This is a genomic window from Anaerocolumna sedimenticola, from assembly GCF_009931695.1.
Taxonomy (GTDB): Bacteria; Bacillota; Clostridia; order Lachnospirales; family Lachnospiraceae; genus Anaerocolumna; species Anaerocolumna sedimenticola.
On the sequence record NZ_CP048000.1, the window covers coordinates 3839648 to 3859063 of the forward strand.

Genomic DNA, 19416 nt, shown 5'->3' on the forward strand with positions numbered 1-19416 from the left:
CGCATTTGCCTATAGAATTGTAAATACTGAAAGGAAGTTCGTAAAATGGAACAATTCGATCTAAATAAAGCAGAACTTACGAAGTATCTTTTTTTCACCGGAAAGGGTGGAGTTGGAAAAACCTCCACAGCTTGTGCTACTGCAGTAACTTTAGCCGATAACGGAAAAAAAGTTATGCTTATCAGTACGGATCCTGCATCTAATTTACAGGATGTCTTCCAAACAGAACTGAACAATAAAGGAGTTATAATAAACGATGTTCCAAATCTTGTAGTGGCTAATCTGGATCCAATAAAAGCGGCAGAGGAATATCGGGAAAGTGTTATTGCCCCTATCGTGGTCAGCTCCCGGATGTGGTAATAAATAATATGGAAGAACAACTTTCCGGTTCCTGTACCGTTGAAATTGCAGCATTTACTGAATTTTCCAAATTTATTACGGATGAAAAGGTACAAAGAGATTACGATTATATCATTTTTGATACTGCACCCACGGGACATACTTTAAGAATGCTCCAACTTCCCTCTGCCTGGAGTAATTTTATTAGTCAAAATACCCATGGTGCATCCTGTCTTGGTCAATTATCAGGTTTGGAAAGTAAAAAGGAAATATATAAAAAGGCTGTAGAAACCTTAGCAGACAAGAAAATTACTACGTTAATACTGGTTTCAAGACCGGAGAAAACACCCCTGGCAGAAGCGGAAAGAGCTTCAAAGGAATTAGCAGAGATTGGTATTAACAACCAAATTTTAATCATAAATGGTGTCCTGTCCTCATATAATGACAAAATATCCGAGAGTTTGTATCTAAAACAGCAAAATGCACTTTTGGATATGCCTGAGGGAATAAAGAAATTAAGAATTTATACGATTCCTTTAAGAGCATATAATATTACCGGCATAGAAAACGTCAGAGCGTTATTAACAAGGGATAATTATAAATTCTGTGAAGAAAAAATCAATGCTAAAGTAATTCCTCAAATAAATGACATTATAACTGATTTGTATGATTCGGATAAAAAGTCATATTTACTATGGGAAAAGGTGGTGTCGGTAAAACCACCATAGCCGCATCCATTGCTTTGGGGCTTGCCAAAAGAGGTAAAAAAGTACATCTGACTACTACGGATCCGGCAGCCCATCTAAAATTCGTTATTAATGAATCAGCGGGTATTACAATGAGTCATATTGATGAAAAGGAAGAATTAAGAAAATACCAGAATGAGGTACTAAGTAAAGCAAAGGAAACTATGTCAGAGGATGACATAGCTTATGTAGAAGAAGATTTAAAATCCCCATGCACCCAGGAAATCGCCGTCTTCAGGGCTTTTGCAGAAATTGTGGAAAAAGCTGATAACCAGGTTGTAGTAATTGATACCGCACCTACGGGTCATACATTGTTATTATTGGATTCAACACAAAGCTATAATCAGGAAATGAAACGTTCTCAAGGTGACATTCCGGAATCAGCTAAAAAGCTGCTGCCAAGGCTTAGAAATCGGGAAGAAACAGAAGTAATCATTGTTACACTTGCCGAAGCTACACCGGTATATGAAGCAAAACGTTTAGAGGAGGATTTAAAACGTGCTAAAATATCAAGTAAATGGTGGGTGATTAATGCATCTTTGTACCGTACTGGAACCAATAATCCATTATTATCAGCGAAAGCCAGTAATGAAATTGAATGGATTAATAAAGTAGATAAACACACAGATGGAAATTTTGCTGTTATCGGATGGACAGCAGAAGATATAAGAGATGATAAACTTTTATTAATTTAACTTAATAATATTATACTTCCAAAAGCTGCTTACAACATTTGTCAGGCAGCTTTTGATTTATAGAATATTATCCATATTTAATTCAAGATATTGATTAAAAATCAATTGTAGGTATTATAGTGGTCAGTATACTGACGAATTTATATATCAACGGCGAGATTATGGAACAAATGGACTTTGAAGCTGACTGCAATAATCCGAATAATATTATTTCTCTAATTGACAAAATGGAATTCGCATCTGATTTCAAATCAGTTCCGTAAAGTTACCAAAACGAAAAATTCCTTCACTAATGATACATCCCTTGAAAAAATGCTGTATCTGGCATCCATGAATGTGTTAAAGAAATGGACGCAACGTTACAGGAACTGGGACATGGTATTAAGCCAACTAAGTCTCATTTTTGAAGATAGACTGGCACCAATACCTGTAAGTAGAATAAGCAACCGGCATAAGCTTCAGAAAACCTGAACCCATACGCCGGTTGCATTTATTCCATCGGCATTATAATTATTGCCGGTACACCCATATTTATTCCAGAGGCGATTTTTATGTAAGACTTTAATATCAAAACGGACGGTGCAAAATATAGAAACAAAAGCATTACTAAATAAGTTTTATAATAGTTCTTTGAATACATTTTTATCTGAATATCTAAAAATCAGATTTTAATACCAGGGGAGCTGCTAATTTTAAATTAACACCTTTTCCAATTCTTTCTTAGCCTGTTCCCGTAATATAGACTTACGAACCTTTCCGCTTGAAGATACAGGAAAGCTATTTACAAATACTATATACTTAGGGACTTTGTACTTTGCCATATTTTTGTGGGCAAAATCCAGAATCACTTCTTTTTCCAGAGCTTCTGCATTTGGCTTTTTAATAATAAATGCAAAAATTTCTTCGCCCAGAAGTTCATCAGGAACACCAATAACAGCAGCATCCATAATCCCTCTATGACGTTTTAAAACATTTTCAATTTCTACAGTAGAAACATTTTCGCCGCCGCGGATGATAAGCTCCTTTATACGGCCTTTAATGGTTATGTAACCTTCACTGTCACAACTGACAATATCGCCGGTATGCAGCCAACCGTCTTTATCAATAGCCCTATTTGTAGCTTCCATGTTTTTATAATATTCGTCCATAATATAAACGGATTTCACACATAATTCACCTTTTTCTCCGCAGATTACCTCTTCACCGGTTGAGAAATCTAAAACTTTAATTTCAACGCCGGGTAAGGGTTTTCCAATGGAATGGAGACGGTGGTAAAGCACATCTTCGGCAGCCATCTGTGTAATACCTATGGCTTCTGTTTGTCCATATAAATTAGCGATGTTTTCAATGCCTAATTCTTCAATAATTTTCATAAGAAGGTCTTCACTGCAGCAGGAGCCGGCTATAAAACCTTTTCTTAAACTAGAAAGGTCAAATATACTTAAATCATTGTTTAAGAGAAAATTAAACATGGTGGGAACGCCGTTAAATACCGTACAACTTTCTTCCATAATCAATTCCGGTACTTTTTTGGTCTCAAAACGTTCGGCAATGACGATAGCAGAACCATAGAGGAGACCGGATATGGTACTTAAAACAAAACCGATAACGTGGAAGAGGGGAAGACATAGTAAAATCCTGTCCTCCGGATCATATTCCATACGTTCTCCGGAAGTTATGGCATTATTTACCGTGGAAAAGTGATTTAAGACTGCACCTTTTGCTTTACCCGTGGTACCCGAGGTATAGAAGATATTAAGAGGATCTTTTGAAGTAACCTGATTTTGAATTTGGGCTAATTCTTCCGTGTTTATTTTTTTACCCAGTTTTAACATGGCACCCAAAGAAAATGTACCGGGAAATTGTGTGTTATCCAGCGAAACAACGGTTTTTAACTTAGGCAGTTCTTTACTGGAAAGGCAGCCGGGTTCTGCGCTTTTAAGCTCCGGGCAAAGGCTCTGTAAATGCTCCATAAACGGATTACCTTTAAAACCCTTTGTAATAAATAAAAAGGTGCTTTCCGACTGGTTAAGGACGTAGGAAAGCTCACTTTTTGTACTGCTTGTATTTATACATACCAATACAGCCCGATTCTGGCAGCTGCAATCTCCAAGGCTACATACAGAGGTGAATTTAAAGACAGAATAGCAATATGATCTCCTTTTTTAACACCTAAAGCAGCCAGTCCTTTAGCAAAGGAAGTACTTAGTTCTTTTAGCTGGCCATAAGTTAATTTTTCACCGGTTAAAGGATAAACAAGGGCTTCCCTGTCCTCAAATTCCAAACATTTTTTATCTAATACATCTGCAAGATTTTTATTTACAAACACATGCGCTCCCCTTTATCATTGAAAGTTTTAGAAATGTTGCCTGCTGTTAGTATTTAAACAGCAGACCAATATTTTCTGAACCGCAGCCGATTGTCCATAAGACAATATAATCGTCTCTGTTTACCTGGCCTCTCTTTATGGCTTCATATAAGGTAATAAAGGGACTGCTGGTTCCTGTGTATCCGTAAATATCACCGATATATAAACTGTGTTCTTCGTCAATGTTAAGTATTTCTCTTATTTTTTGAATATTGATAAGAGCGTACTGGGAAAAGCAGAACATTCGGATATCCGATGGCTTTAATTCATTTCTTCCAAGAACCGTAGTGATGGTTTCAACAGCTGATTCCGGGACATTTTCTTCCGGCGGTGTAAATTTAATAAGGAGTTCCTCCCGGTCTTTTGAGCGGAACATATTGGAAAACCCGCAACCGGGAATAAGGGCTACATCCACGCCTTCATTCTTTACAATACACATGGAATCCAGGACGCCACGTTCTTCTTCGGTTTTTTCCAGAATAACTGCACAGGCTGCGTCACCGTAATGGCCATAGAGATTTTCTTCTTCTGTATCAATGATTAAATTAATATAATCACAGCCAATAAGCAGGGTTCGGTTAATATTAGGGCTGACGGACATATATTTGGAAATCCAGTCAAAGGCCAAGGTCATGCCGCAGCAGTTAGAATTCATATCATAACAGATACATTCTTTTTTACCACCAATTAAACTATGGATTTTAATTGAAGTAGGAGGAGCAATATATTCCGGAAGCTGACTGGATAATATGATCATATCCATATCTGCACCGGAAAGTCCGGTTTTATGAAATAATTCCTCTACAGCCTCTATGGAAAGTGTGAGAGTATTCTGACCATCCTCATCAAAGAGGTAACGTTTATCCCTGCCTATTATATCTTTTAGAAAATGTTCCACGTCTTTCCCACGTTTCTTAAAATGCTCGATATACATTTTATTATCCATGACTTTTTTACCGTGGCTGACAGCCAAATCTCTTATTTTTACCTTAACCAAATTTTGCTCCTCCTTAAATTTATTCATGTTAATTTATAAAGTAAGCATTATAGAATGTCAAAATTTATATTATAAGATTTTAAAATCGGTTATACCAGCTTCCATAGCAAGTCTTTTTACCTGCATGGATAAAACTGCACTATCCAGTATTCGAAGAGTTACGGTATGAAAACCGGTTTGCTTGTAAAGAATAAAGAATTGTTTCAGCTTATCCTGCTTGTCCGTAGTAATTACACCCATATTTCTGGCATCCAGTTCCAATGTATACTGAATCGGTTTAATTTTAGAAACCGCTGCTCCATATTCTTGTCTGAAGACTTTAATATCCTCATCTCCAAAGGTACCGTCAAGTACAATTTTCATAGTATTTCCTTCTACATTGATACTAAATTTTTTCATCATCATTCTCCTTTGTATTATTATTTTATCAAAAAAGAAAATGTGCTCCATGAAACTAGTAATTTAAAAAAGAAAAATGAGCCGGCAAAAAAGCCACGGCTCGTCTGTGAATTCATGGCAACCCGGCGACCATAGTATAAACCTTAGGCCCGTAGCTTTGCGTCCCTGTCTTTCGGCAGGTTTGCCTTTGTCACTTTAATTTTCTTTTGATTTTGAAGTAAAAAGTACAATACGCTTACATTATATATTTATTTTGACAATTAAGCAATACATTTCTTTCCATTATTATGAAAAATAGCCTATTTTTTACATTACCATTACAATTAGTAAATATGTTGATGCCGTAGAGGTCCTATAAAGCCTGTGAAGTCTTACGCAAAGACAGACTGAGATTTACATGAAGGGTAAGACAAAGCGACATGATGTGAGCATCGTTTTTCCTGAATTTCAGGGATGAGGCGTTCTTTGGCAGGGTATCCAGACTCATCTTAAAGAAATTCATAGTAAACTCACGGTAGAGATAGTGTAGCTTATACTCATTTTTCTTATAGCCCTTTAAGTCATCATTCGGTACATTGGTTGTGTAGATAATAAGGGCATTTGGGGTTGACACACTTGTGTATGGTAAAGTATTTACGATCTTTCTTAGGAACAAGAGCATGGGAGTAATAAGGGCATCGCAGAGTGTATTGCGGAGTGAGAGAAGTTGTCCCTGGTTATTTAAGATATATTAAAGATGGTTAGGGAAAGAACTATTTAAGGACAGTTGCAACTGGAGGATGTGTGAATGCTTATGACACATATTTAACTCTACTTAATGTTGAGGGTTTGAATAGGGGGATTTGGCGGTATCTTCCATTGGAACATGAGTTATATTTTGAGGAGGCAGTCATGTCTGGCACATTAATACATTTATCTCTCCAGATGTAATATATACTAAATTGGTTCGACATATTTCATAACGAAAAACTAAAACCAAAAAATAAACAACATAACTATAACCATCTATTAGCCCTTTAAACTTAAGAGCACTGAAAAACCCCTGGTTTTTTTTCATAGCAGGGGTTTGGTGCATTATTATACAGCTGAGAAACATTTGTTATGCGTCCGCAAACTAAAAACAGCCTTATTAGGCCTCTTTCATTTCAATCATCTTTACAATTCTCTTTATATTAACCGCAAAGGCAGTAAAAGCTTTTTCAAAAGCATCAGTTTAAACATCATCTCCGGTTCGGCTGCCGGTCGACCGAATTTTTCACAGTACTGTTCTTTCAGCATTGGGTTAACGAAGCTGAAATCTATGTTTTCTTTAATTTTTCTCAGTAAGTTATCTTTAGGGATTAAAATATCATACAGATTTCTATACTGTGACAGTTTCATTTGCACATTTTCTTTCAGCATATTTCCCCGCCTTTTATCCTTGTTTATAGCATAATTATACTATTTTCATGCAAAAAATCCATTCACTCAATGCGAACAGACTTTTTCAGTGCTCTTTAAACTTTAGTGTTTGAGGGGTTTTGTCGTTCCATAGATTGGGTATGTAATAAAATATAATATCTTAGTATATAATTTGAAATATTATCCATTTAGTGATATATTTAAACTACACATATTTATATTTGCAGAGTTTCTACCAATCCAATGGAAAAGCATAAAAGTTTCTAACAGGATATAATATGCCGTTAGAAAAAGACAGAATAACTTATGATGAAGAAGTATATATGCGCAAAAACCATGTGGTATACGAATGATGATTAAACTAAAGTGTTTGAGGGGTTTTGTCTTTATTATAATAAAACCGGAATTACTACTAAACCGACAATTATTAGGGAGGTTAAAATGCGATTTTTTCATGAAAGTGAAGAAAATAATATTGATATTTTTAACCCAAGAATACTAGAAAGAGACGACTTAGATAAAAGTCAAACCTTTATTTTAAAGAATATTCCAATATAAATTATCTATATCAAAGGAGGAAATAAATGTCTATTGAAATACGCAAACTGACACCCGACCTTGCAGAAGATTATGTACATTTTTTTGATATTACGCCACACGATGATAATGTGGACGAGCATAAATGTTATTGCGTGTGTTGGTGTAACGAGGATTATATGAGCATAGACCTTTCAACCGCAGAGAAAAGAAGAGAATGTGCTTTTCAGTATGTGAAAGATAATAACATTCAAGGTTATCTTGCCTATAATGGAGATATGGTGGTTGGCTGGTGTAATGCGAATACGAAATCAGATTGCCTGAAATGTGCCAGCTGGCAGAGGTTTATGTCATATGTACCTTTAGAAGAAGCTAAAGAAGACATAAAGGTGAAATCCATATTCTGTTTCATGATCGCACCGGACATGAAAAGACAGGGCGTTGCTACCCAATTATTGGAGCGTGTGTGTAAGGAAGCGGCTCAAGACGGGTTTGACTTTGTGGAGGTATACCCGTATAAAGAATCCAGTTATCAATCCTCAGATTTTGGCGGACATTTTGAGATGTATAAAAAAGCGGGATTTTATGTCACGAAAGAGACGGAACAAGGGCTTGTCATGAGGAAACAGTTAAGTGTATGAGGAAGTTTAAATCTGGTTATTTATGTAAACGATAAAACCTTATGGATTTCTATTATTCTGAATTATGAGTGCAGATAAAATTTTATGGAGGGATAAAAATGCCGACTTTAAAAAAGATAAGAGACACAATGAAAAAGCAGAAAATCAACGGCGAGATTATGGAGCAAATGGACTTTGAAGCTGACTGCAATAATCCGCATAATATTATTTCTCTAATTGACAAAATGGATAAGTTGCTCACAAGGGAGCAATGTCTTTCAATTATGGAAAAACAAGGTTGTTGTAAAGGAGGTCAGCGTGACAAGGATTGTAAGGCATTTGCCTTGGAACACACGGATAAATCTTTTTCTGAAAAACTTGCATTGATGTCAAACATTCAATATATGATGTCGCCTTATCTAAATGACGACGGTACATTTACAATTACATTTAGCGGCTATCAAAATGGTGTTCACTCGGGTAAAACCACTTGTGCCTGTAGTTCGATAAAAAAATTAAAACAACCTTTTTCTGTTTCACCTACATACTGCGGTTGTTGTGCAGGACACTTTTTATATCACTATCAAAACGCTTTGGGAGTAAAGTTGAAATTGAAAGAAATCAATTCATCACCACTCAATACAAACGGTGAAAAGCCATGCAAGTTTACATTTGAAGTTCTCGATTAACTAAGCGATGAGTTAAAAAAGTTATACTTAAAATGGAGATGGCTCTTAATCACTTTTCTTTGAAGCCCTTTTTGATCATGAAAATGCCGCGTTGATTGAGGAACGTTTCTCATTATCAGAAAAAATGGATATTTATGTGTGGCAGACATAGATGGTGTTTTACGTGTAAGGGAAGACAAAATTGACATGAAGAACTTAAGTTTGTGATAATGATAATTTCCGTTATATCTAAGTAAGCTAACAAAGTACAAAAGAAAGAAAAGGACAAATCAGATTTTCAGGAAGGAAAAACAATGACACGAGCAGTAATTTTTGACATGTTTGAAACGTTGATTACTCATTATCATAGTCCGCTATATTTCGGAGCACAGATGGCGGAGGATGCAGGAATTCCAGAAGACAAATTTCAGTCTCTTTGGCGTCCGACTGAACATGAACGCTCTATAGGGAATTTAATATTGGAGGAAGCATTGGAAATAATTCTTAAAGAGAATCATTGTTACTCCGAAACACTTTTAAAGAAACTAGTAGAAAAACGTATTGCAGCAAAGGAAGAGTGTTTTAGACAGTTACATTCTGAAATTATTCCTATGCTTTCAACTTTGAAAAAAAAGGGTTATTTGATTGGATTAATTAGTAATTGTTTTTCTGAGGAAGCTGATGTAATCCGAAGAAGTGAACTATTTCCATATTTTGATGCCGTTTTATCTTTCATATGAACTAACGAAGTATTATTTGAATGGTTAAGAATGAAACCTCATCATGACGATTATGTTATCAATACCGATAAAAAAACAATTGCACAAGTTGTTGATGAAATAAAAAGTATAATAAATTAACTGACCATGCAGCTTGATTTTCTTGAGTAGATAGTCATAATAAAGTACTAAAATTGGCCTTAAGTAAATAACCGGAGGTTTAAATGAACAAAATGATTAAGATTAGGAATGAAGAAGAAACAGATTATGAGAAAGTTGAAGAAATAACAAGAAAATCTTTTTGGAATTTATATATTCCGGGGTGTATTGAACACTATTTAGTTCATGTTATGCGATCCCACAAAGACTTTCTGCCGGAGTTGGATCTGGTAATCGAAGTTGATAACCAGATTATTGGGAATATCATGTATACGAAAACAAAACTAATTAATGAGTCTGGAGAAGAAAAAGACATCCTCACTTTCGGTCCAGTTTGCATTTTGCCAGAATATCAGAGAAAGGGGTATGGAAAAAAACTAATGGAGTATTCCTTTGAACGGGCGGCCGCACTTGATTATGATGTGATTGTAATATTTGGAAATCCGAATAATTATGTAAGCCGCGGTTTTAAGAGTTGTAAAAAGTACAACGTCTGTCTTGAAAATGGAACCTATCCGGCTGCAATGATGGTTAAAGAACTCAAACCAGATTTCTTAGACGGAAGGAAATGGGTTTACTATCAAAGTCCTGTATTTGAGATAGATGAACAAGAAGCTGGGCGTTTTGACGAGCGTTTAGAAAGCATGGAGAAAAAATACCAGCCGAGTCAGGAAGAATTTTTTATTCACAGTCATTCTATTATACAGTGAGTTTCCTTTATTGGAATAAGGATAAGCTATAACTTTCAATTAGCCGAACAAACCAACTCCCTATTATATTTATAAACAGGAGTGAAAATAATTTGCAGAGGAGAAAAAAGTGAATATTAAAAAAGTTATGGGTGCCAAAAAAGAATATATTGCTTTGCTTTTATTGGCTGACGAACAGGAAAACATGATTGATAAATACCTTGAGAATGGTGAAATGTTTGTTTTGGATGATGATGGTATAAAAGCTGAGTGTGTAGTAACCAAAGAAGCCGATTGTATTTATGAGCTTAAAAACATTGCTGTTTTGCCTGAGTATCAACGAAGAGGTTATGGGAAAAGCCTGATAGAATATCTGTTTGCCCATTATTCTGATTGCAATGTTATGTTTGTCGGAACTGGCGACTGTCATTCGATTCTTTCTTTTTATAATATCTGCGGTTTTACAGAATCGCACAGAATAAAGAACTTTTTTATAGATAACTACGACCATCCAATGTTTGAAGACGGAAAACAACTGGTTGATATGGTTTATCTGAAAAGAGAACGATAACTTCGAACTAGTCTAACCCTCATAAATTCCAAATACCAGGGGTGATTTACTTCGCACTTGTCCACAATAGTGAAGTGAAAATCTCATTATATTTATTAAGCAGTCATTTTAAAGAGACAAAATACATATTTTTACAGATGTATTTTTCTTGGAAATGAATCCGAAAGTAGTCCAAATGTGCGAGCAACCCTTATAAATTGAAGTTATGATTGACGGTAAACACGAAAAATCAATACTTGATTTCTGGATTAAATATGATAATGGAAGTGAAGAAATACAAGAAGTATATTTATTAAGTTAAATGAGCTTATTCTAACCAAATTCCAAGCTGATATAGAAAATTCCTTTAATTATAATAATAAAATAGAGTTTAATGTACCAGATTATGTTATCGTTAGTAGGGATGATTACTATGAAATATATGAAATAGAGGAGTAACGTATATTTCCAGTAATTTCCTTATATTATTTGCAGTATTGTAAAAGTGTGGTATAATCTTCGTATGTAAATCTACATTTGATGGCGATTTTATATCAATATCAATAACGACTTTTTACAATTACTATTGTGTACTATTGTGAAACTTGTGATGGAGAAAATACGGATGAAGAAAGTAGTAATAATTAATGGTCCAATTGGAGTCGGAAAAACAACTGTCGGAAAACTACTTTGTAATAAATTAAATAAATCTGCATTTATTGACGGTGATTGGTGCTTTGATTTACATCCGTTCATCGCCAGCAAAGAAACTAAGGACATGGCAATTGATAATATAGTATATTTAATTACTAATTATCTTAACTGTTCTCAGTGTGATTATGTTGTATTTAATTGGGTTATGGACAAAAGATTTTGTCTTTATAAAAATAAAGTCGACATTACTGCTGAAACGACAATTTAAAACAGCGTTGTAATGTCTGTTAATTTACTACAAACCGTCTATAACTATAATTAGTTTTGTCATTTTTATAAATTAAGAATGTAATAAAAGATAATATCTTAGTATATATAATTTGAAATATTATCCACATAGTGAAATATTATACATGTTAGGAAGTTGAATAAATTTATAACAGTTAGAAAAGGACTTGACAACAAAGGAAGAAATGATACAATAGATTTAATTATCTCTAATAATTTCACATTTTATTACAGCGATGATAAGGAGTAGTAAAAGCTTGATATCTTACAGAGAGCCATTGGGTGGTGGAAAATGGCAGATTAAAACTTTGAACTCGCTTTTGAGCTCTCTGACTGAAACAAAGTAGGCAGAGCGGGAGATCCCGTTACAGATTATACGAGTACATTACCTTTGGGTTATGGACTAGAGTGGTACCGCGGATTGCAGTTCTTAACTGATAGAACCTCTTCGTCTCTAGATTATTAGAGATGGAGAGTTTTTTTATTCATAGGAAAGTTCAGAGAACTTTCCTATGAAATAAAAAGCCCTATCGGGCAGTATGCGCATGACGCGCTATCTATCTGAAATTAGTCACTAAAGTGACAGCGCGCCAGCGCTAGAGTCTGGCAAACCAGACTCTTTTTTATTGTATTAATATTAGGAGGAATTTAAAATGAGTGAGTTTTATTCACCAAAGGACATTGAACAAAAATGGCAGGAAATCTGGGAAAAGGAAGAAGCCTTTAAGGTAGGAACAGACAAAAGCAAACCGAAGTTCTTCGCATTGGTTGAATTCCCTTATCCATCCGGTCAGGGTCTTCATGTAGGACATCCAAGACCATATACAGCACTGGACATTATAGCAAGAAAAAGAAGGCTGGAAGGATATAATGTATTATATCCTATGGGCTGGGATGCTTTTGGTCTTCCAACGGAAAACTATGCAATCAAAAATCATATCCATCCAAAGATTGTTACCAAGAAAAACATTGAACATTTTACGGAACAGTTAAAAGCCCTTGGTTATTCCTTTGATTGGGATAGAGAGATTAATACAACGGATCCCAATTATTACAAATGGACCCAGTGGATCTTTTTACAGTTATTTAAAAAGGGTCTTGCATATAAATCTGAAATGCCTATCAACTGGTGTACATCCTGTAAAGTTGGTCTTGCCAACGAAGAGGTTGTAGGAGGTGTATGTGAACGCTGCGGCGGCGAAGTGGTACGTAAGGTTAAGAGCCAGTGGATGTTAAAAATTACAGAATATGCGGATAAATTAATCGATGACCTGGATATGGTAGATTATATCGAGAAGATTAAAGTATCCCAGGTTAACTGGATCGGCCGTTCCGTAGGTGCGGAAGTAGACTTTAAAATTCCAGGAAAAGAAGAGAACTTACGTATTTTTACTACCAGACCGGATACCTTATTTGGTGCCACCTATATGGTTATTTCACCGGAACATCCGCTTATTGATAAATATAAGGATGAAATTAAGAACTATACGGATTTAATCAATTACCGCGAACAGGCGGCTAAAAAGTCTGACTTTGAAAGAACGGAATTAGTAAAAGAAAAGACCGGCGTGGTAATTAACGGTTTAACTGCCATTAATCCGGTAAACGGAAAAGAAATTCCTATCTGGATTTCCGATTATGTACTAATGACCTATGGTACCGGTGCCATTATGGCGGTGCCTGCCCATGACGAACGTGACTGGGATTTTGCTAAAAAATTTAATCTGCCTATTATCGAAGTAGTTGCCGGCGGTAATGTAAATGAGGCTGCCTTTACTAACACTTCTACCGGTAAATTAGTAAATTCCGAATTCTTAAACGGCTTGGAAGTTGCAGATGCAAAGATAAAGATACTGGAATGGCTAACGGAAAAAGGTATCGGTTATAAAAAAGTAAACTATAAATTGAGAGACTGGGTATTCTCCCGCCAAAGATATTGGGGTGAACCGATACCCATTGTTCATTGTGAAAAATGCGGATATGTTCCTGTACCGGAAAGTGAACTGCCTTTAATGCTTCCGGAAGTAGAAAGCTATGAACCTACCGATAACGGTGAATCCCCTCTTGCAGCCATGACCGACTGGGTGGAAACCACCTGTCCTCACTGCGGAGGCCATGCTCACAGGGAAACGGATACCATGCCTCAATGGGCAGGCTCCTCCTGGTATTATTTAAGATACATCGATCCACATAACAGCGAAGCCTTTGCCGGTAAGGAAGAGCTGGAATACTGGCTTCCGGTAGACTGGTATAACGGCGGTATGGAGCATACAACCCTCCATTTACTTTACTCCCGTTTCTGGCATAAATTCCTCTATGATCAGGGATTGGTAAATACCCCGGAACCTTATAAAAAGAGAACTTCTCACGGTATGATTTTAGGTGAGAACAATGAAAAGATGTCCAAATCCAGAGGTAATGTAGTTAATCCGGATGATATCATAGGTGAATTTGGTGCTGATACTTTAAGAACCTACGAAATGTTTATCGGTGCCTTCGACTTAAGTGCTGCCTGGTCTAATGAAGGTGTAAAAGGCTGCCGCCGTTTCCTGGATAGGGTTTGGAAGTTAAAAGATATCGTAACTTCTGAAGAAGCTTATTCGGATAATCTTGAGACAAAGATGCACCAGACCATTAAAAAAGTTACTTCTGACTTTGAAAGTATGAAGTTTAATACCGCCATTGCAGCCATGATGTCTCTGGTAAATGAATTTTACCGTGTGGGCAGCATTACAAAAGGGGAATTCAAAACACTTTTATTACTTCTTAACCCAGTAGCGCCTCATATTACAGAGGAATTATGGCAGATAATCGGAGAAAAGGGAAGAGTATACCAGGAAACTTGGCCAGTTTATGAAGAAGCAAAAACCATTGAAAATACAGTGGAAATCGCTGTGCAGATAAATGGTAAGGTAAAAGCCAACCTGACTATTTCATTAGATGAGAAACAGGAAGAAGTGGAAACGAAGGCGAAAGAATTGGATTCAGTAAAAGCAGCTTTAAATGGTAAAAATGTTATGAAAGTAATCTATGTTCCAGGAAGAATTTTAAATATTGTTGTGAAATGAAACACTGGCAAGATTTATGAAATTCTGGCGGATGAATACGGCATCAGCGTACTGATAAAAAAGCTATCCCTGGTAAAACATCATTTTAAGTATTACGTCCAGACTAATCATTGAATGGAGAGATATTAATATTTGAATATAGATGAAGATATTATATTAGAAAATTACGGACAGAATGTGTGGTGGAATTGCGTCAAATGTGGAAAATCATATGAAATGAGTCCAAAAACTAAGATATTATATCATAAACGCAATCAGAAATCATGTGGGTATTGCAAAGGATACAGAAATACTAAAATTCATTTCTTTTCATTTCCGATATAATATACCAAAAGGAATTTATAGTTCCTATATAATATACGAAAAAGGAATTTTAATTCAAGACTTAGTAGGAATTATAAATTCCTTTTTTGTTTAAATAACATACTGGATGGACTAGTTATTAAAAATATTTTATTTTAGTTTTAACAGTGATAGTAGTAGAAACGACCAAATTAATGTGAAAAATTTTTTTTGGTCGAGGGACATAAATGTTTCTAAATAAAAATTTCTTAAAACCGCTTAAATGCGGTTTTTCTTTTTGTCATGGAAATTATTTAGATAATATTCTGCCATAATAAATGACGTAAAATAGTCTAATAGTAGAATTGAGGACAATAAACTTTCTAAATGCAGTAAAAAGGACATAAATGTGTAAAAATGTATATTTATGTTTGACACACAAAAACATATGTTCTATAATTTGAATATGCAAACTAATGTTCTGCACTTCTATATTATTAAACATACTCTAAAAACGATAGGGCATAAGGAAGCTTTATTATAAGATAGATAATGATGAATACTTAAGAGCAGCTGCTACTATGAAATATGAAATATGAAAAGATAAATAAGTAGTTAAAGTTACATGTAAAAGTTGATTTTGACGAGTATTTTAAAAAACATTTGTTTAATTGGAAAATTGAGGTATAATTTATATTATTAATTCACATTAGCTGCAAAAAAAAACGGAACGAGGAAAAGACTATCTAAAGGGAGAATAATAAATGATAAAAGCAGTATTTTTTGATTTGTTTTTTACTTTGATTTATCCGCAATATTTCACAGGAAAAAATGAATATGATGTAGTTGGAATTTCGGCAGAAGAGTGGGAACATTATGCGGAAAAAGATGATTTATATAAGGAACGTGCATTAGGTAAAATTAAAGAGGAAAGGGATATTATTGATAAAATTATCTATTCCATGCCTTATAAAGTAAGTGAAAAACAAATGATTGAAATACTGAATTTACGACAAGCCAGAATGCAAAAAGCATTATTCGAAGTAGATGAAAAAATATTACATACGATTAGAGAAATTCATGAAAAAGACATTAAAACATGCCTTATTAGTAATGCAGACGTTATCGACTGTAAATATTGGAGCCAATCACCCTTGGCGTCTTTTTTTGATGAAGCAGTTTTTTCCTGCGATGTAGGTATGATGAAGCCAGATTTAAAAATATATGAATATGCATTGAGCAAATTGAATGTAAAAGCAGATGAAAGTTTATTTGTCGGAGACGGCGGTTCAGATGAATTAGCTGGGGCCAGAAGGGTAGGAATGAAAACAGTATTTACAGAATATCTGGATAAAAAAGAGGATAAGATGAGTGAAATACTGTTGCAGGAGGCTGATTATTATATCAGACAATTTGATGAACTTACCAAGAAAGTAATTCCATTTTGTTACAAATAGTGAAGTGAAAACTATTTTCTAACAAAATTGGAGGCAATATAAGAAGTCATAATTTTAAAATTTTTAGTATTTTATGAGGTGCATATGTATTGGGATGAAGTTATTAAAATGAAGACAAATGAAAATATTAAATATGATGGCTGGTTAGATAGATATCTTCTAGGAAAGGTTAGTGAAATAACCACTTTAATTGAATTGGGGTGTGGTTGGGGAGATGATACGTCATTTTTGCATACTTTAAATTGCAATCTTATTAGTTGTGATATCTCGTCAGAATCCATGAAATTTATCCATAAATATTTTCCTGATATAGAAACAAGACAGTTTGACTTACGAGAAAAATTCCCGTTTCAAAATGAAACTGCAGATTATATTGTTGCTGATTTATGCCTCCATTATTTTGATAATATAGAATTAAATAGGATTCTATTAGAAATCATCCGTGTAACAAAAACTAACGGCATGTTATATGTAAGGGTTAATTCTATTAATGACACAAATTACGGTGTTGGACAAGGCAAGCAAATCTCAGAAGGAATATATATGACAGAAACGGGGAAAAAACGATTTTTCGATAAGAGTAATATCCTTAATACTTTTAAGATTTTTAAAATCATTGACATGGAGGAAGTGATACTGATGAAATATGGCGAAGCAAAAATAGCATGGGAACTTGTTTTGCAAAAAATGTAAAATGTGCCTAATACCAGAGTAGATATGGTATTATTTCCTCCATCCAACTATTCGCAAAACGCAAGTTTAACGAATAGTTGGATGGAAATTCCACAAAAGAGTCTTTTCACTGAATCAATTCTTCTTGATTGTTATTCATTCAATTTGGCAATTGAATTTTAAAATGAAATTTTGTTTCTTATTTTTTTGACGAGAAACCCTCTATAAACCAAGTTATATCTTTCAATTTTAATTCTTGAGTACTTAATTTTTTGAGCTACGAATTTTATTAAGATTTCATCATATATTAAATCATTATTATCATAATTGTTTTTTGTATAACATTCAATTTTTTTTAAGTTATATGGAATAATCATCAACCTTGTATCAATCATTTGGTTGATTCATTAATTTCTTTACTTCTATAATTTATAATAATTAATGCGTTTTAGATTATTAGTCAGTTCCTCTCTAATAATAGCATTTATTAGTGCTAATCAATTTATGTGACACGGTGTCTCTTGCTATTTCCTATTTTTTGTGTTATACTAGTTATATAATTATGTAATGTAAAAACTTTACATTTTATTTTTTGGAGTGATATAAATATGGATTTTATCAGAGCAAGAAGTGAAGAACAAAAAGATGTTCGTCTAAATCAAATAAAAGAAGTCGCAAAGAAACAATTTTATTCGTTAAGTTACGACAAAATAACGATTAAATCAATCTCTTTAGAATTGGATTTTGCGCGTTCAAATTTGTATAAATATTTTAGTACAAAGGAGGAAATATATGCTACCATTCTGATTGATGAACTTGCCGAATGGATACAGGAACTTAAGGAAGCCAGTCCGGATAACGCAATTTCAACCTCAGAAGTTGATACATTTTGTTTATATTGGTCCAGTATAACATGTAAGTATCTTGGAATGATAAGTCTTTATGCCAGACTGACACCATTATATGCTCAAAACATACCAAATGAATCGTTACAAAAAATCAGACATAATTTTCTTATACATTATCATGATCTAAATAGCTTATTGCATTCATTGTTTCCAACTCTGACACAACGTCAGGTACAACACTTCTGCCAATATCAGTTTAGTTTTATCGCTGGATTTTCACCAGTTATTAAAGATAATGTAGCCAAGGGGGAAATGGTAAATCAACCTAATAAAAAGCTATCATTATCGGATTTTCAAGTTTCTTTTCAAGAATTTTTGAAAACTTTACTCGTAGGAATATTTAACACTTAATACTTAATTTTTTACTTAACAATAGAATAAAAATCCTCCTGATAGGACAAGTTTTGCTGAAACTCTATCAGGGGGATTTCCTTATAATATATATTATTATATAAAATTAAATTATATACCTAAGACAAAATTTTATTGTTTACCTAAAATTTATTACCTTTATTTTATCTTTATTTTTACGTTTGCATTCGTACCGATGATGTTTTTTAGATTAATGTTTTCATTTAACTTAATCTTAATTGGAATAAGCTGTGTTACTTTTGTATAGGTCCCTGATGTTGTAAAACTGGTGGTCATGTTAGAAAGTTTATTTGTTGTAATTTTATCAACTTTTTCCACATATCCGGGGAAAGACTTTTTTCCATATGCATCCAGGCTTATGGTAACCTCCTGTCCTTCCGCAATTTTAAGTATATCATCTTCCTCAATATTGGCTGTTATATACATATCATTTACACCTGCGACAACAAAAACGACATCCGTCGGTGATACCAACTGGCCAAGATCTGCTTTTATATCCATTACTTCTCCATTAATAGGTGATTTTATATAGGGGCCGCCCTCTGCCCTGCCAAGAATCTGCCCTGCTTGTACAGAGTCACCTATGGCTACATTAATCTTAGTCAGCTTACCATTAGTACCCGGTGTAATCTGAAATATTTTAGTATCAACTTTTGCATTATCAGTTGATATATATTTTGTACTTTCCATATAATATTCCGAACCAAAATATGCTCCGACTATAATGACTATCGCAACGATTATTAAAATGAAACCTTTCTTGCTGCTCTTCTTTTTCTCGACTATATCGTCTTTAAATTCATCCATTTTTTTATCCTCCTTTTTCAC

19 protein-coding genes, 3 pseudogenes, 1 riboswitch and 1 other annotated feature are annotated in these 19416 nt (G+C 34.3%); of the genes and pseudogenes, 15 read left to right on the plus strand and 7 right to left on the minus strand.

What is annotated here, in order from left to right:
• Nucleotides 1-45: 45 nt before the first annotated feature.
• The 4 genes and pseudogenes from Ana3638_RS27255 to Ana3638_RS17075 all read left to right on the plus strand — a co-directional run.
• Nucleotides 46-360, plus strand: a complete 315-nt coding sequence (locus tag Ana3638_RS27255; protein WP_330587627.1) for an ArsA-related P-loop ATPase — start codon at nt 46-48, stop codon at nt 358-360.
• Between the two features lie 8 nt (nt 361-368).
• The gene (locus tag Ana3638_RS27260; protein ID WP_330587628.1) at nt 369-1067 is read left to right on the plus strand and encodes a TRC40/GET3/ArsA family transport-energizing ATPase; all 699 of its coding nucleotides are present in this window, start codon (nt 369-371) and stop codon (nt 1065-1067) included.
• The gene (locus Ana3638_RS27265; protein WP_246240319.1) at nt 1034-1780 is read left to right on the plus strand and encodes an ArsA-related P-loop ATPase; all 747 of its coding nucleotides are present in this window, start codon (nt 1034-1036) and stop codon (nt 1778-1780) included. Before Ana3638_RS27260 ends, Ana3638_RS27265 begins: the two co-directional genes overlap by 34 nt.
• Before the next feature lie 243 nt (nt 1781-2023).
• Nucleotides 2024-2251 (plus strand): annotated as a pseudogene (locus Ana3638_RS17075) (hypothetical protein); the annotation flags it as partial.
• A 221-nt stretch (nt 2252-2472) separates the two neighbouring features.
• On the opposite strand, the gene Ana3638_RS27110 reads toward Ana3638_RS17075, so the two are convergent.
• The 6 genes and pseudogenes from Ana3638_RS27110 to Ana3638_RS17105 all read right to left on the minus strand — a co-directional run bounded on the left by Ana3638_RS27110 (nt 2473) and on the right by Ana3638_RS17105 (nt 6945).
• Complete coding sequence (locus Ana3638_RS27110; RefSeq protein WP_408609527.1) at nt 2473-2928, minus strand: AMP-binding enzyme; 456 nt, start codon at nt 2926-2928, stop codon at nt 2473-2475.
• A 45-nt stretch (nt 2929-2973) separates the two neighbouring features.
• A pseudogene (locus Ana3638_RS27115) lies at nt 2974-4109 on the minus strand (AMP-binding protein); the annotation flags it as partial.
• A 46-nt stretch (nt 4110-4155) separates the two neighbouring features.
• Nucleotides 4156-5145 carry a 3-oxoacyl-[acyl-carrier-protein] synthase III C-terminal domain-containing protein gene (locus tag Ana3638_RS17090; protein WP_161839116.1) on the minus strand — a complete coding sequence of 330 codons (990 nt, stop codon included), beginning with the start codon at nt 5143-5145 and terminating at the stop codon, nt 4156-4158.
• A 69-nt stretch (nt 5146-5214) separates the two neighbouring features.
• Nucleotides 5215-5544 (minus strand): hypothetical protein, encoded by a 330-nt coding sequence (locus Ana3638_RS17095; protein ID WP_161839117.1) that lies wholly within the window; start codon nt 5542-5544, stop codon nt 5215-5217.
• Nucleotides 5545-5657: 113 nt separating this feature from the next.
• Nucleotides 5658-5740: riboswitch (cyclic di-GMP riboswitch) on the minus strand.
• Nucleotides 5741-5899: 159 nt separating this feature from the next.
• Nucleotides 5900-6227: pseudogene (locus Ana3638_RS26855) on the minus strand (transposase); the annotation flags it as partial.
• A gap of 484 nt (nt 6228-6711) precedes the next feature.
• Complete coding sequence (locus tag Ana3638_RS17105) at nt 6712-6945, minus strand: hypothetical protein (RefSeq protein WP_202621507.1); 234 nt, start codon at nt 6943-6945, stop codon at nt 6712-6714.
• 584 nt (nt 6946-7529) lie between these two features.
• On the opposite strand from Ana3638_RS17105, the gene Ana3638_RS17110 reads away from it, so the two are divergent.
• The 11 genes from Ana3638_RS17110 (at nt 7530) to Ana3638_RS17160 (ending at nt 18567) form a co-directional block, all read left to right on the plus strand.
• A complete protein-coding gene (locus Ana3638_RS17110) occupies nt 7530-8123 on the plus strand; it encodes a GNAT family N-acetyltransferase (RefSeq protein WP_161839118.1) in 594 nt (197 codons plus the stop codon).
• Between the two features lie 98 nt (nt 8124-8221).
• Nucleotides 8222-8791: a hypothetical protein gene (locus Ana3638_RS17115; RefSeq protein ID WP_161839119.1), complete on the plus strand. Its 570-nt coding sequence runs from the start codon at nt 8222-8224 to the stop codon at nt 8789-8791.
• A gap of 293 nt (nt 8792-9084) precedes the next feature.
• On the plus strand, nt 9085-9510 hold the full coding sequence (locus tag Ana3638_RS17120; RefSeq protein ID WP_161839120.1) for an HAD family hydrolase: 426 nt from the start codon (nt 9085-9087) through the stop codon (nt 9508-9510).
• A 212-nt stretch (nt 9511-9722) separates the two neighbouring features.
• Complete coding sequence (locus Ana3638_RS17125; protein ID WP_202621644.1) at nt 9723-10358, plus strand: GNAT family N-acetyltransferase; 636 nt, start codon at nt 9723-9725, stop codon at nt 10356-10358.
• 127 nt (nt 10359-10485) lie between these two features.
• Nucleotides 10486-10908: a GNAT family N-acetyltransferase gene (locus tag Ana3638_RS17130; RefSeq protein WP_161840602.1), complete on the plus strand. Its 423-nt coding sequence runs from the start codon at nt 10486-10488 to the stop codon at nt 10906-10908.
• 604 nt (nt 10909-11512) lie between these two features.
• The gene (locus tag Ana3638_RS17135; RefSeq protein WP_161839122.1) at nt 11513-11809 is read left to right on the plus strand and encodes an AAA family ATPase; all 297 of its coding nucleotides are present in this window, start codon (nt 11513-11515) and stop codon (nt 11807-11809) included.
• A 247-nt stretch (nt 11810-12056) separates the two neighbouring features.
• Nucleotides 12057-12288: a binding site (T-box leader), on the plus strand.
• Between the two features lie 194 nt (nt 12289-12482).
• Complete coding sequence (gene leuS, locus Ana3638_RS17140; RefSeq protein ID WP_161839123.1) at nt 12483-14897, plus strand: leucine--tRNA ligase; 2415 nt, start codon at nt 12483-12485, stop codon at nt 14895-14897.
• A 132-nt stretch (nt 14898-15029) separates the two neighbouring features.
• Nucleotides 15030-15221 carry a zinc-ribbon domain-containing protein gene (locus tag Ana3638_RS27120; RefSeq protein WP_161839124.1) on the plus strand — a complete coding sequence of 64 codons (192 nt, stop codon included), beginning with the start codon at nt 15030-15032 and terminating at the stop codon, nt 15219-15221.
• A gap of 722 nt (nt 15222-15943) precedes the next feature.
• Nucleotides 15944-16636 carry an HAD family hydrolase gene (locus Ana3638_RS17150; RefSeq protein ID WP_161839125.1) on the plus strand — a complete coding sequence of 231 codons (693 nt, stop codon included), beginning with the start codon at nt 15944-15946 and terminating at the stop codon, nt 16634-16636.
• An 84-nt stretch (nt 16637-16720) separates the two neighbouring features.
• Entirely contained in the window at nt 16721-17329 is a 609-nt protein-coding gene (locus Ana3638_RS17155) for a class I SAM-dependent methyltransferase (RefSeq protein ID WP_161839126.1), read from the plus strand.
• A 587-nt stretch (nt 17330-17916) separates the two neighbouring features.
• The gene (locus tag Ana3638_RS17160; RefSeq protein ID WP_161839127.1) at nt 17917-18567 is read left to right on the plus strand and encodes a TetR family transcriptional regulator; all 651 of its coding nucleotides are present in this window, start codon (nt 17917-17919) and stop codon (nt 18565-18567) included.
• 159 nt (nt 18568-18726) lie between these two features.
• Here the strand turns inward: Ana3638_RS17160 and Ana3638_RS17165 are convergent, their stop codons facing one another.
• Nucleotides 18727-19395 carry an HlyD family secretion protein gene (locus Ana3638_RS17165; protein WP_161839128.1) on the minus strand — a complete coding sequence of 223 codons (669 nt, stop codon included), beginning with the start codon at nt 19393-19395 and terminating at the stop codon, nt 18727-18729.
• Nucleotides 19396-19416: the final 21 nt, after the last annotated feature.

What these genes read in the sequence shown, in the direction of transcription:
- Ana3638_RS27255 (WP_330587627.1), top strand. Translation starts at nt 46, where the DNA reads ATGGAACAATTCGATCTAAATAAAGCAGAACTTACGAAGTATCTTTTT.
- Ana3638_RS27260 (WP_330587628.1), top strand. Translation starts at nt 369, where the DNA reads ATGGAAGAACAACTTTCCGGTTCCTGTACCGTTGAAATTGCAGCATTT.
- Ana3638_RS27265 (WP_246240319.1), top strand. Translation starts at nt 1,034, where the DNA reads ATGGGAAAAGGTGGTGTCGGTAAAACCACCATAGCCGCATCCATTGCT.
- Ana3638_RS27110 (WP_408609527.1), bottom strand. Translation starts at nt 2,928, where the DNA reads ATGGACGAATATTATAAAAACATGGAAGCTACAAATAGGGCTATTGAT.
- Ana3638_RS17095 (WP_161839117.1), bottom strand. Translation starts at nt 5,544, where the DNA reads ATGAAAAAATTTAGTATCAATGTAGAAGGAAATACTATGAAAATTGTA.
- Ana3638_RS17105 (WP_202621507.1), bottom strand. Translation starts at nt 6,945, where the DNA reads ATGCTGAAAGAAAATGTGCAAATGAAACTGTCACAGTATAGAAATCTG.
- Ana3638_RS17110 (WP_161839118.1), top strand. Translation starts at nt 7,530, where the DNA reads ATGTCTATTGAAATACGCAAACTGACACCCGACCTTGCAGAAGATTAT.
- Ana3638_RS17115 (WP_161839119.1), top strand. Translation starts at nt 8,222, where the DNA reads ATGCCGACTTTAAAAAAGATAAGAGACACAATGAAAAAGCAGAAAATC.
- Ana3638_RS17120 (WP_161839120.1), top strand. Translation starts at nt 9,085, where the DNA reads ATGACACGAGCAGTAATTTTTGACATGTTTGAAACGTTGATTACTCAT.
- Ana3638_RS17125 (WP_202621644.1), top strand. Translation starts at nt 9,723, where the DNA reads ATGATTAAGATTAGGAATGAAGAAGAAACAGATTATGAGAAAGTTGAA.
- Ana3638_RS17130 (WP_161840602.1), top strand. Translation starts at nt 10,486, where the DNA reads ATGGGTGCCAAAAAAGAATATATTGCTTTGCTTTTATTGGCTGACGAA.
- Ana3638_RS17135 (WP_161839122.1), top strand. Translation starts at nt 11,513, where the DNA reads ATGAAGAAAGTAGTAATAATTAATGGTCCAATTGGAGTCGGAAAAACA.
- leuS (WP_161839123.1), top strand. Translation starts at nt 12,483, where the DNA reads ATGAGTGAGTTTTATTCACCAAAGGACATTGAACAAAAATGGCAGGAA.
- Ana3638_RS17150 (WP_161839125.1), top strand. Translation starts at nt 15,944, where the DNA reads ATGATAAAAGCAGTATTTTTTGATTTGTTTTTTACTTTGATTTATCCG.
- Ana3638_RS17155 (WP_161839126.1), top strand. Translation starts at nt 16,721, where the DNA reads ATGTATTGGGATGAAGTTATTAAAATGAAGACAAATGAAAATATTAAA.
- Ana3638_RS17160 (WP_161839127.1), top strand. Translation starts at nt 17,917, where the DNA reads ATGGATTTTATCAGAGCAAGAAGTGAAGAACAAAAAGATGTTCGTCTA.
- Ana3638_RS17165 (WP_161839128.1), bottom strand. Translation starts at nt 19,395, where the DNA reads ATGGATGAATTTAAAGACGATATAGTCGAGAAAAAGAAGAGCAGCAAG.